Source organism: Mycobacterium paraffinicum (genome assembly GCF_001907675.1).
Taxonomy (GTDB): Bacteria; Actinomycetota; Actinomycetes; order Mycobacteriales; family Mycobacteriaceae; genus Mycobacterium; species Mycobacterium paraffinicum_A.
In genome coordinates, this window is sequence record NZ_MPNT01000051.1 from 18,276 (window position 1) to 30,013 (window position 11,738).

Sequence of the window (11,738 nt, forward strand, 5' to 3'; positions counted from 1 at the left end):
TCCCTTCACGGATGGTGGTCAATCACGTTCGGCGAGCTCGCGGCTCGCGTCGAGGTAGCTCATCGCCCCGCGCGATCCGGGGTCGTAGTCGATGATGGTCATGCTGTAGCCCGGCGCTTCGGAGACTTTGACGCTGCGCGGGATCACCGTGCGCAGCACCTTGGCGCCGAAGTAGCGGCGCACCTCTTCGGCGACTTGGTCGGCCAGCTTGGTCCGGCCGTCGTACATCGTGAGCACCACGGTGCTCACGTTGAGTTGCGGGTTGAGGTGCGCCCTCACCATTTCGATGTTGCGCATCAGCTGGGACACCCCCTCCAGCGCGTAGTACTCGCACTGGATCGGAATCATCACCTCCGGCGCGGCGACGAGCGCATTGATGGTGAGCAGCCCCAGCGACGGCGGGCAGTCGACGAAGACATAGTCGAAGTCGAGATCGTCGAGGTCGGCCAGGGCCGTCCGCAACCGGTTTTCGCGTGCCACCATGCTGACCAATTCGATCTCGGCGCCGGCCAAATCGATGGTAGCCGGGACGCAGAACAGTCGGTCGTTGTGCGGGCTGCGCCGCAGGGCGTCCTTGACGGGCACCTCACCGATGAGCACCTCGTACGACGAGGGCGTGCCGGATTGTCTGTCGGTGATGCCGAGCGCCGTGCTGGCGTTGCCCTGCGGGTCGAGGTCGATGACCAAGGTCTTGAGCCCCTGCAGGGCGAGCGCGGCGGCGAGGTTCACCGCGGTGGTGGTCTTACCGACGCCGCCCTTTTGATTGGCGACGGTGAGGATTCGGCGGTGGCTGGGCCGGCGCAGCGGCGGATAGGTGGTGTGCAGAACGCGCATTGCGCGCTCTGCGGCCGCCCCGATCGGGGTGTCGAATTCGTCGGCGGTTTCACGTGAAACATTGGCCGCCGAGTCTTCGATGGCTCCCGGCACAAGGGGCGCAGGCACATCGGGTGCGGCGGGCGCCGGGATGTCCGCCGCGTTCGGGGACGGGCGCGCGGCGGTCGGCGATTCTCCCGGAGTGCTCATCGGTTCCCCGCCTTCCCGATTCGTGCCGGCTGCCGGCGCGGTCGCGCTCCGCGTCGCGCTATAACTACGGTTGCGGGGGGACGCAAATAGGTCGCGCCACATGTCACCACCCTGGCATCAACGGCGCCGGATGCTGCCATCACACGCCGGTACTGTTCAACTTCCTCGCCGCCGCGCTCGCCCTTGATCGCGAGCATCCGGCCCCCGGCCCGTAGCAACGGCATGCTCCACTTCGCCAACTTGTCCAACGACGCAACCGCTCGTGACACCGCCGCATCCCTTTCCCCGAACTGGTGGCGTACCCACCGTTCCTCGGCACGGCCGCGGACCACTTCGACGGCCAACCCTAGTTGGTCGACGACCTCGGTGAGAAATTCGCTTCGCCGTAGTAGCGGTTCGAGTAGAACCATCTCGACATCCGGGCGCGCGAGCGCGAGCGGTATGCCGGGTAGCCCCGCGCCGCTGCCGATGTCGATGACCCGCTCCCCCTCGTCGAGCAGCTCGGCGACGGCGGAGCTGTTGAGGAGGTGCCGCTCCCAGATGCGGTCCACTTCGCGTGGGCCCAGGAGGCCTCGTTCGACTCCCGGGCCGCCGAGCAGCTCCGCATACCGCTGGGCAAGATCGAGCCGCGGTCCGAAGATCGTCTTCGCCGCCTCCGGCGCAACTCCCGGCTGGGCAGGGTCGGGCTGCTCCACCGCGGGTTCGACGGGGCCGACATGTTTCACGTGAAACATCCTCTGCTTGGCCTGGCGCGCGACCGCACCTCGACGCTGGAACTACACGGCTGTAACTCGCTAGTCGTGCAGGACGACGACTCGGCGCGCGGGCTCCACACCCTCGCTTTCGCTGTGCACGCCGGGCACCGCCGCGACGGCGTCGTGAACGATCTTGCGCTCGAACGGCGTCATCGGGGACAACTCCTCGCGCTTCCCGGATTCCAGCACCCGCCGCGCCACCTTGTCGCCCAGTGCGGCCAGCTCCTCGCGGCGCCGGCGGCGCCAACCGGCGATGTCGAGCATCAGCCGGCTACGGACGCCGGTCTTCTGGTGCACCGCCAATCGGGTGAGCTCTTGCAGCGCGTCGAGCACATCCCCGCCGCGGCCCACCAACTTGTTCAAATCGTCGCTGCCGTCAATGCTGACCACCGCGCGGTTGCCCTCGACGTCCAGATCGATGTCGCCGTCGAAGTCCAACAGGTCGAGCAACTCTTCCAAGTAGTCCCCGGCGATCTCCCCCTCGGCGACCAACCGCTCCTCCTGGTCGTCGAGTTCGTCCACGCCCGCCTCGGCCCCGTTCTCGGACTGCGCGTCCAGCTCGGTGTCGACGTCGGGTTCGGTCGTGGTGTCTGCGTCCGTCATGTCTTTCTCTCCCTCATCCATGGGTTCCTGCCAATCGGGGTCACCCGCCCGAGGCGGCCCGGCATGGCTCTATGTCCCTTGTCAGCGCTTGCGTTTCTTGGGCCGCGCGCCCGGCCGTGGCGTGCGGTTGGTCGCGCCACCGCTTTGTCCGGTTGGATTCGCCTTGTCCGCCTGGGGCTTCGCCGTCGCGTCGTCCCCGTCGGATCCACCGGAGTCCGCCAGCCCGTCCGCCGAGGCCGGTGACCCATTGCCCGCCGGCTGCCCCGCCTTGGGGCTTCGCTTGGGTTTCACACCCGGTGCCGGCGCATTGGCCGCTCGGCGCTGCAGCGCTTCTTGCTTCTTGGCTTCGTCCTCTTTTTCGATCATCCCGAACACGTAGTGCTGCTGACCGAACGTCCAGATGTTGTTCGCGAACCAGTACAAGATGATCGCGAGCGGCAGGAACGGGCCGCCGACGACCACGCCGAGCGGAAACACGTACAGCGCAAGCTTGTTCATCATCGCGGTCTGCGGATTGGCCGCCGCCTCTGCACTTTGCCGCGCCACCGATGCGCGGCTGTTGAAGTACGTCGCGATGCCGGCCAGGATCATCACCGGCGCGCCCACCGCGATGACGGCCGGCCGGCTGAAGAAGGTGAACGCGTCCAGCCCGGTCCGTTGCGTCATGAACGCGCCGATCGGGGCGCCAAACAGATTCGCGTCCAGGAAGTGCCCAACGTCGGTGGGCGTGAACACGTAGTTTCCGGTGAGCCGGTTCTGGGCCACCGACAAGTGCGGCTGGCCGAAGCCGCCGGTCGTTCGGTTGAACGACCTCAACACGTGGTACAGCCCGATGAACACCGGGATCTGAGCCAGCATCGGGAGACAGCCGAGGATGGGATTGAAGCCATGTTCGCGCTGCAGCTTCTGCATCTCCAGCGCCATGCGCTGGCGGTCCTTGCCGTACTTCTTCTGCAGGGCCTTGATTTGCGGCTGGAGTTCCTGCATCTGCCGCGTGGTGCGGATCTGTCGCACGAACGGCTTGTAGAGCAGCGCGCGGAGGGTGAACACCAGGAACATCACCGACAGCGCCCACGCGAAGAAGCTCGACGGTCCCAGCATCGCGGCAAAGAGCTTGTACCAGACCCACATGATCCACGACACCGGGTAGTAGACGAAGTCGAGACTAAAGAAATCAAACAAGAGTTCCACTCTCCCCTCGCGCCGCCGGGTGTGCCGGCGCGGCGCTGACGTCTTCGAAGTTCTCGCATCCGGGGCGTTCCGGTATCGGATCCCATCCGCCCCGATGCCATGGTCCGCACTTGGCGAGCCTGACGACAGCCAACCAACTCCCCCGCACCAAGCCGTACTCGGTCAAGGCGTCGACCGCATAGTGGCTGCAGGTCGGGACGAAGCGACACGTTGCCGGCCGCAATGGCGACACCATGTGCCGGTACAGCTGAATCATCCAGATCACACCTCGGGCGGCCGCGCTCCCCGTCGTGTGGATGACGGACCGCGCCGTCGCCGTCGCAATCACCGGTCCCGTCCCGCCACCTCGAGCGCCCGTCGCAAACCGCGCCGCAACTCTTCTGCCAACCGCGCCGACGATGCCGTCCGACTGCCCGGCAACGCCCGGATCACCAGTTGGTCGGACGCGCCGAGCTCACCTAGGACGGATCGCGCCACGTGCCGCAGACGACGTGACACCCGGTGGCGTTCGACGGCCGAGCCCACGGACTTGCCGACGATCAATCCGACGTGCGGAGCTTGGGGACCCGTTGCCGCGTCACCGTCGGGAGGGCGGCGGAGATGGACGACGACATCGGGCTGCGCCGCACGAACTCCGCGCTTGACCGTCGCGTCGAACTCCGTTGACCGCCTCATGCGGTTGCGTGCCGGAAGCACCGCCGAAAAACCCGACGTTGCGATCAGGCAGATAGCGCGCGGCGCCCCTTACGGCGCCGGCTCGACACAATCGAGCGTCCGGCGCGGGTGCGCATGCGCAACCGGAAGCCATGCACGCGGGCTCGGCGCCGGTTGTTCGGCTGGAAGGTCCGCTTGCCCTTGGCCACGACGTTCTCCTCGTTGTGTCTCGCATTTCCATCCGGCCGGCCAGACGTCTCGCTCAGGTTCGTCTGCGGGTCGGTCGGAGGTAATCTTGCTGCTGGCCGGCGCGGTCCCCAGGCAGATCTGGGTCGCAGCCGCATCGCCGACTTTCGGGCGACTGTTTGAGGGTACTGACCAGGCTTCGCCTGGTCAAACCTGGCCTGCCCCAACGAACCCGCTCGATCGACCGCGCAAAACCGCGGCCCGGCCGCCGGCCCACACCGGCTTCCCCTCTGGTGGCGAGTCGAACCAGGCCCAACGAACCCTAACCGCCCCGATTTGAATGCGGCAGAACTGTTGGCAGCCGCACGGAAAACTGTTAGCTTCTGCCAGTGTCGTTTTAGACTGCAACGGCGCTCGACAACGAAGCGAGGATGGTGGATCGACTAGCTGTCTAGACAGCCTTCAAAGGTTTTCTTCCAGCACGGAGATCGCGAGCCGTCGCCGGTAGGTTGTGGCTCGCACACGCGCATCCTGTCCACACCTGTGTATAACTATGTGGACAGTTGCTTTGTCGGCCAGCGTGGTTGTACTTGGACCCGGGATGCTCGAGAACCAGGGGGATGCGTCGTTGACCGATGACCCCGGTTCAGGTTTCACCACCGTGTGGAACGCGGTCGTTTCGGAGCTCAACGGAGAATCGACCCCGGACGGCCTCGCCGCCAATCGCACCACGCTCATCACTCCCCTCACCCCACAGCAGCGGGCCTGGCTGAATCTGGTCCAACCGCTGACCATCGTCGAGGGGTTCGCGCTCTTGTCGGTGCCGAGCAGTTTCGTCCAGAACGAGATCGAACGTCACCTCCGCGCCCCGATCACCGACGCCCTCAGCCGTCGCCTCGGGCAACAGATCCAGCTCGGGGTGCGCATCGCCCCGCCCGACGAAGAGGTCGACGACGCCCTCATTCCGCAACCGGAACCGTTTGCCCAACCCGAAGCATCATCGGTCGACGACGACGCCATCGACATCGTCGAGGCCGACGAGAACGGCGAAGTCGCCGACAATGCGCAACAGAGTTGGCCGAACTATTTCACCGAGCGTCCGCATCCCACCGATCCGGCCGTTGCCGGCGGGACGAGCCTGAACCGTCGCTACACCTTCGACACGTTCGTCATCGGAGCCTCCAACCGCTTCGCGCATGCGGCGGCCCTGGCGATCGCCGAGGCACCGGCGCGGGCGTACAACCCGTTGTTCATTTGGGGTGAGTCCGGTCTGGGCAAGACCCACCTGTTGCACGCCGCGGGCAACTACGCGCAGCGACTGTTCCCGGGGATGCGCGTCAAGTACGTGTCCACCGAGGAATTCACCAACGACTTCATCAACTCGCTCCGCGACGACCGCAAGGTCGCCTTCAAGCGCAGCTACCGCGACGTCGACGTGCTACTCGTCGATGACATTCAGTTCATCGAGGGCAAGGAAGGTATTCAGGAGGAGTTCTTCCATACCTTCAACACTCTGCACAACGCCAACAAGCAGATCGTCATCTCGTCGGACCGGCCGCCCAAGCAGCTCGCCACGCTGGAAGACCGGCTCCGGACCCGGTTCGAATGGGGCTTGATCACCGACGTCCAGCCGCCCGAGCTGGAGACCCGCATCGCCATCTTGCGCAAGAAGGCGCAGATGGAACGACTCGCGGTTCCCGACGACGTCCTCGAACTCATCGCCAGCAGCATCGAACGCAACATCCGCGAACTCGAGGGCGCCCTCATCCGGGTCACCGCGTTCGCCTCGTTGAACAAGACCCCGATCGACAAGGCGCTCGCCGAAATCGTGCTGCGCGATCTCATCGCCGACGCCAGCACGATGCAGATCAGCGCGGCGACGATCATGGCCGCCACGGCTGAATACTTCGACACCACCGTGGAAGAACTCCGCGGGCCGGGCAAGACGCGGGCGCTGGCACAGTCACGCCAGATCGCGATGTATCTATGCCGTGAGCTCACCGACCTGTCGCTGCCCAAGATCGGGCAGGCGTTTGGCCGCGACCACACGACGGTGATGTACGCCCAGCGCAAGATCCTGTCCGAGATGGCCGAGCGCCGTGAGGTCTTCGATCACGTCAAAGAGCTCACCACCCGCATCCGCCAGCGCTCCAAGCGCTGACTTCGGACTTCCCCGCGTACGCGGCCGATTTTTTTCAAAAAACTTCTCGCACGTGTGTCACACCCGCCACATCACGGACTTGTGGGCAGGACTGTGCACAACGCAATCAAGCATCCGTGTACTACGCGGCGCCGCGTGCACAATCGGTCTTCTTCCCCAACGGCCCAACACCGGACTCACAGTTATGCACCCCGTCATCCACAGCCCCATCCCCGCCCTGCCTGCGTCGAACCGCGGCTGTCCCCAGCATGCACAGCCCTTATTACTAGTACTGAGATCTCTTCGTCGTTTCTTCTTTGAAATACAGCGCTGGGGACGCCCAGTCGAACACCCCGCACGGATCCGCCGGTCGCCGGGCTTGTCGGGGTTCTCGATTAGCTTTCAAGATGGCCCCGGACGATCTACGGTTGTTCTTCGACTGCCGTTGCGGTCGCCGTTGGCAGTGTCAGTGGCGTTCGTGGCGGAGCCCGTGCTAGCGGACGCGGCTAGCTATTGGACTTTTGAAACTCTTGGCAGGTGAAGGGACGCTATGGACGCGGCGACGACAAGAGCTGGCCTCAGCGACTTGAAGTTTCGTTTGGTGCGGGAGTCCTTCGCCGACGCGGTGTCGTGGGTGGCGAAGAACCTGCCGACCCGGCCGGCGGTGCCGGTGCTTTCGGGCGTGTTGCTATCCGGGACCGATGACGGCTTGACGATCTCCGGATTCGATTACGAAGTCTCCGCCGAAGCACAGGTTGCAGCCGAGATCGCTTCTCCTGGAAGCGTTTTGGTGTCCGGAAGGTTGTTGTCGGACATCACCCGGGCATTGCCGAACAAGCCGGTCGACTTCTACGTCGACGGCAACCGGGTTGCCTTGAACTGCGGAAGTGCCAGGTTTTCGTTGCCGACCATGGCGGTCGAGGATTACCCGACGCTGCCGGGCCTGCCGGAAGAGACCGGGACATTGCCCGCGGATCTTTTCGCGGAGGCCATCAGCCAGGTCGCGATCGCGGCCGGCCGGGACGACACGCTGCCGATGTTGACCGGTATTCGGGTTGAGATCTCGGGGAACACGGTGGTTTTGGCCGCCACCGATCGGTTCCGCCTGGCGGTGCGCGAGCTGACTTGGTCGGCGTCGTCGCCGGACATCGAGGCGGCGGTGTTAGTGCCGGCGAAGACGTTGGCCGAGGCGGCCCGGGCGGGTGCCGACGGTTCCGAGGTCCGGTTGTCGTTGGGGGCCGGTAGCGGCGTCGGCAAAGACGGGCTGCTTGGCATCAGCGGCAACGGCAAGCGGAGTACGACGCGCCTGCTGGACGCGGAGTTCCCGAAGTTTCGTCAACTGTTGCCCGCCGAGCACACTGCGGTGGCGACCATCAACGTCGGCGAGCTGACCGAGGCGATCAAGCTGGTCGCGTTGGTGGCCGATCGGGGTGCGCAGGTGCGGATGGAGTTCTCCGAGGGCTCGCTGCGGTTGTCCGCGGGCGCCGACGACGTGGGCCGGGCCGAGGAGGACCTTGCCGTCGATTTCGTGGGCGAGCCGTTGACCATCGCGTTCAACCCGACCTACCTGACCGACGGGCTGGCCGCGGTTCATTCGGAACGCGTGTCGTTCGGTTTCACCACGCCCGGGAAGCCGGCGTTGCTGCGTCCGGCCGGGGGCGAGGACAGTTCGCCCACCGGAAATGGTCCCTTCGCGGCGTTGCCGACGGATTACGTGTACCTGTTGATGCCAGTTCGGTTGCCCGGATAGGTGTACGTCCGGCATTTGGGACTGCGCGATTTCCGGTCCTGGGCGCACGTCGACCTCGAGTTGGAGCCGGGCCGGACGGTGTTTGTCGGCCCGAACGGGTTCGGGAAGACGAATCTCATTGAGGCGCTGTGGTTTTCGACCACCTTGGGCTCGCATCGGGTGGGCACCGACACCCCGTTGATCAGGGCCGGTACCGAGCGCGCGGTGGTTTCGACGATCGTTGTCAACGAAGGCCGAGAATGCGCGATCGACCTCGAAATCGCGGCAGGGCGGGCAAACAAGGCGCGCCTGAATCGTTCCCCGGTGCGCAGCACCCGCGAGGTGATCGGGGTTTTGCGCGCCGTGCTTTTTGCTCCCGAAGATCTGGCTCTGGTGCGCGGGGATCCCGCGGAGCGGCGGCGCTACCTCGATGATTTGGCGACGGTGCGGCGGCCGGCGGTCGCCGCGGTGCGGGCGGATTACGAGAAGGTGCTGCGCCAGCGCACAGCGCTGTTGAAGTCCGCCGCCGGAATCCGGCACCGCGGTGACCGCAGCGCCCTGGACACCCTCGACGTGTGGGACAGCCGGTTGGCGGAACACGGCGCCGAGTTGATGGCCGCGCGGATTGACCTGGTGAACCAGTTGGCACCCGAGGTGGAGAAGGCCTACCAGCTGCTCGCGCCGGCCTCGCGGCCGGCGTCGATCGCCTACCGCACCAGCCTCGGCGCCCCCGCCGCGGGCCCGGATCGCGATTTTCTGGAAGCCGCTTTGCTGACCGCGTTGGCCGAGCGCCGTGACGCGGAGTTGGAGCGCGGCATGTGCCTGGTGGGCCCCCATCGCGACGATCTCGAACTTTGGCTTGGTGACCAACCCGCCAAAGGCTTTGCCAGCCACGGGGAATCGTGGTCCTTCGCGGTGGCGCTGAGGCTGGCCTCGTATGAGTTGCTGCGCGCCGACGGCGGTGAACCCGTGCTGTTGCTCGACGACGTGTTCGCCGAACTGGACGCGGCCCGCCGTCGTGCGCTGGCGACGGTGGCCGAGTCGGCGGAGCAGGTATTGGTCACCGCCGCGGTGGTGGAAGACATTCCCGCGGGCTGGACCGCCAGGCAGATACCAATCGATTTGCGCGACGATGACCTCGGTCGGGTCTCGGTGGTGCGGTCATGACGGGCGGCGGCGACGAACAGGATTCGGCGGCCGCCGATCCGGGCCTGCTGCGCGGCATCGACTTGGTCAGGCGCACCCTCGAGGAAGCACGCGCCGCGGCCCGCGCGCAAGGGAAAGATGCCGGACGGGGCCGCGCCACTCCGCCGCCGAGCCGCCGCGTCGCCGGCCAGCGGCGAAGGTGGTCGGGTCCCGGACCCGACGCCCGCGATCCGCAACCCCTGGGCCGGCTCGCGCGTGACTTGGCCAAGAAGCGCGGCTGGTCGGCGCAGGTCGCCGAAGGCACCGTGCTCGGAAACTGGGCAACGGTGGTCGGCCAGCAGATCGCCGACCACGCGACGCCGACCGCGTTGAGTGACGGGGTCTTGAGCGTGGCCGCCGAATCCACCGCCTGGGCCACGCAGTTGCGGATGATCCAGTCGCAGCTGTTGGCCAAGATCGCCGCTGCCGTCGGCAACGGTGTGGTGACGCAGTTGAAGATCACCGGGCCGGCCGCCCCGTCGTGGCGCAAGGGGCCGCGCCACATCGCGGGAAGGGGTCCGCGCGACACCTACGGCTAGAGTTGCAACGGGCCGCGAACCATCCCCAGATGCGGTTTCATCAACAGGCCGCTCAAAGCCGCTAGGACGATGCGAAGTGCCTTGACGCACGTCGGGACGCGGCGGGAATAGAAAAATCGCCCGCACGGCGCGGTTAGCTAGGTAGAAACGCGCCCAGAGAATCGGTGCGGACGGCTCATCACGGTAGACTGGCAGCATGCGGCTGATGCGGTGACTGGAACCGCCCGCATGAAACCCCAAGGAGAGCATTCCGACCGTGGCTGCCCAGAAGAAGAAGGCGCAAGACGAATACGGCGCGTCAGCGATCACCGTGCTCGAGGGGCTGGAGGCCGTCCGCAAACGCCCCGGCATGTACATCGGGTCCACGGGTGAGCGCGGCCTGCACCACCTGATCTGGGAGGTGGTCGACAACTCGGTGGACGAGGCTATGGCCGGTTATGCCACTAGGGTCGATGTGCGGCTGCTCGACGACGGCAGCGTGGAGGTCGCCGACGACGGGCGCGGCATTCCGGTGGCCATGCACGCGACCGGCGCCCCCACCGTCGACGTCGTGATGACGCAGCTGCACGCCGGTGGCAAGTTCGGTGGCGAAAACAGTGGCTACACGGTCAGCGGTGGATTGCACGGCGTCGGTGTGTCGGTGGTCAACGCGCTGTCTACCCGGCTGGAAGTGACCATCAAGCGCGACGGGCACGAGTGGTTTCAGTATTACGACCGCGCCGTGCCCGGCACCCTGAAGCAGGGCGAGGCGACCAAAAAGACCGGAACCACGATCAGGTTCTGGGCCGACCCCGAAATCTTCGAAACCACGCAGTACGACTTCGAGACCGTGGCGCGGCGCCTGCAGGAGATGGCTTTCCTGAACAAGGGCCTCACCATCAACCTCACCGACGAGCGCGTGGAGCAGGACGAGGTCGTCGACGAGGTGGTCAGCGACACCGCGGAGGCGCCCAAGTCGGCGCAGGAGAAGGCCGCGGAAAGCGCTGCCCCGCACAAGGTCAAGCACCGCACGTTCCACTACCCCGGTGGCCTGGTCGACTTCGTCAAGCACATCAACCGCACCAAGAGCCCGATCCAGCAGAGCGTCATCGATTTCGACGGAAAAGGGACCGGCCACGAGGTCGAAATCGCCATGCAGTGGAACGGCGGCTACTCGGAGTCGGTGCACACCTTCGCCAACACCATCAACACCCACGAGGGCGGTACCCACGAAGAGGGCTTCCGCAGCGCGCTGACCTCGGTGGTCAACAAGTACGCCAAAGACAAGAAGTTGCTCAAGGAGAAGGACGCCAACCTCACCGGCGACGACATCCGCGAAGGTCTGGCCGCGGTCATCTCCGTCAAGGTCGCCGAGCCCCAGTTCGAGGGCCAGACCAAAACCAAACTGGGCAACACCGAGGTCAAGTCGTTCGTGCAGAGGGTGTGCAACGAACAGCTGACGCACTGGTTCGAGGCAAACCCTTCTGAGGCGAAAACCGTTGTCAACAAGGCGGTTTCGTCGGCGCAGGCGCGGATCGCGGCTCGTAAGGCGCGCGAGTTGGTGCGGCGTAAGAGCGCCACCGACCTCGGCGGCCTGCCGGGCAAGCTGGCCGACTGCCGCTCCACTGACCCCCGGAAATCGGAACTCTATGTGGTGGAGGGTGATTCGGCCGGCGGCTCGGCGAAGAGCGGCCGCGACTCGATGTTCCAGGCGATCCTGCCGTTGCGCGGCAAGATCATCAACGTCGAAAAGG

The 11,738-nt window shown here is 65.8% G+C and carries 12 protein-coding genes; 5 read left to right on the forward strand and 7 right to left on the reverse strand.

The features are described from left to right. Positions 1–18 precede the first annotated feature (18 nt). The 7 genes from BRW65_RS29320 to rpmH form a co-directional block, all read right to left on the reverse strand. Positions 19–1,023: a ParA family protein gene (locus tag BRW65_RS29320; protein WP_073880731.1), complete on the reverse strand. Its 1,005-nt coding sequence runs from the start codon at positions 1,021–1,023 to the stop codon at positions 19–21. After that, complete coding sequence (gene rsmG, locus BRW65_RS29325; RefSeq protein ID WP_073880733.1) at positions 1,020–1,757, reverse strand: 16S rRNA (guanine(527)-N(7))-methyltransferase RsmG; 738 nt, start codon at positions 1,755–1,757, stop codon at positions 1,020–1,022. Before rsmG ends, BRW65_RS29320 begins: the two co-directional genes overlap by 4 nt. 60 nt (positions 1,758–1,817) lie before the next feature. After that, the gene (locus tag BRW65_RS29330; protein WP_073880735.1) at positions 1,818–2,381 is read right to left on the reverse strand and encodes a protein jag; all 564 of its coding nucleotides are present in this window, start codon (positions 2,379–2,381) and stop codon (positions 1,818–1,820) included. Positions 2,382–2,462: 81 nt separating this feature from the next. Continuing rightward, positions 2,463–3,572 carry a membrane protein insertase YidC gene (gene yidC, locus BRW65_RS29335; protein WP_073880737.1) on the reverse strand — a complete coding sequence of 370 codons (1,110 nt, stop codon included), beginning with the start codon at positions 3,570–3,572 and terminating at the stop codon, positions 2,463–2,465. Continuing rightward, positions 3,556–3,828 (reverse strand): membrane protein insertion efficiency factor YidD, encoded by a 273-nt coding sequence (gene yidD / locus BRW65_RS29340; RefSeq protein ID WP_208611951.1) that lies wholly within the window; start codon positions 3,826–3,828, stop codon positions 3,556–3,558. Before yidD ends, yidC begins: the two co-directional genes overlap by 17 nt. A 68-nt stretch (positions 3,829–3,896) precedes the next feature. Continuing rightward, positions 3,897–4,268 (reverse strand): ribonuclease P protein component, encoded by a 372-nt coding sequence (rnpA, locus tag BRW65_RS29345; RefSeq protein ID WP_073880741.1) that lies wholly within the window; start codon positions 4,266–4,268, stop codon positions 3,897–3,899. Between the two features lie 23 nt (positions 4,269–4,291). Then, complete coding sequence (gene rpmH / locus BRW65_RS29350; RefSeq protein ID WP_073880743.1) at positions 4,292–4,435, reverse strand: 50S ribosomal protein L34; 144 nt, start codon at positions 4,433–4,435, stop codon at positions 4,292–4,294. A gap of 605 nt (positions 4,436–5,040) precedes the next feature. Here rpmH and dnaA point away from each other — a divergent pair. The 5 genes from dnaA to BRW65_RS29375 form a co-directional block, all read left to right on the forward strand. Next, a complete protein-coding gene (dnaA, locus tag BRW65_RS29355; protein ID WP_073880761.1) occupies positions 5,041–6,573 on the forward strand; it encodes a chromosomal replication initiator protein DnaA in 1,533 nt (510 codons plus the stop codon). A gap of 529 nt (positions 6,574–7,102) precedes the next feature. After that, complete coding sequence (gene dnaN, locus BRW65_RS29360; protein WP_073880745.1) at positions 7,103–8,302, forward strand: DNA polymerase III subunit beta; 1,200 nt, start codon at positions 7,103–7,105, stop codon at positions 8,300–8,302. Then, entirely contained in the window at positions 8,303–9,448 is a 1,146-nt protein-coding gene (gene recF, locus BRW65_RS29365; RefSeq protein WP_073880747.1) for a DNA replication/repair protein RecF, read from the forward strand. Continuing rightward, positions 9,445–10,005: a DUF721 family protein gene (locus BRW65_RS29370; protein WP_073880749.1), complete on the forward strand. Its 561-nt coding sequence runs from the start codon at positions 9,445–9,447 to the stop codon at positions 10,003–10,005. Before recF ends, BRW65_RS29370 begins: the two co-directional genes overlap by 4 nt. Before the next feature lie 256 nt (positions 10,006–10,261). Next, positions 10,262–11,738 (forward strand): ATP-binding protein (locus BRW65_RS29375; protein ID WP_073880751.1); only part of this gene is annotated, 1,477 nt, incomplete at its 3' end.

Coding starts and splice junctions, on each gene's coding strand:
- BRW65_RS29320 (WP_073880731.1), bottom strand. CDS start 1,023: ATGAGCACTCCGGGAGAATCGCCGACCGCCGCGCGCCCGTCCCCGAAC.
- rsmG (WP_073880733.1), bottom strand. CDS start 1,757: ATGTTTCACGTGAAACATGTCGGCCCCGTCGAACCCGCGGTGGAGCAG.
- BRW65_RS29330 (WP_073880735.1), bottom strand. CDS start 2,381: ATGACGGACGCAGACACCACGACCGAACCCGACGTCGACACCGAGCTG.
- yidD (WP_208611951.1), bottom strand. CDS start 3,828: ATGATTCAGCTGTACCGGCACATGGTGTCGCCATTGCGGCCGGCAACG.
- dnaN (WP_073880745.1), top strand. CDS start 7,103: ATGGACGCGGCGACGACAAGAGCTGGCCTCAGCGACTTGAAGTTTCGT.
- BRW65_RS29370 (WP_073880749.1), top strand. CDS start 9,445: ATGACGGGCGGCGGCGACGAACAGGATTCGGCGGCCGCCGATCCGGGC.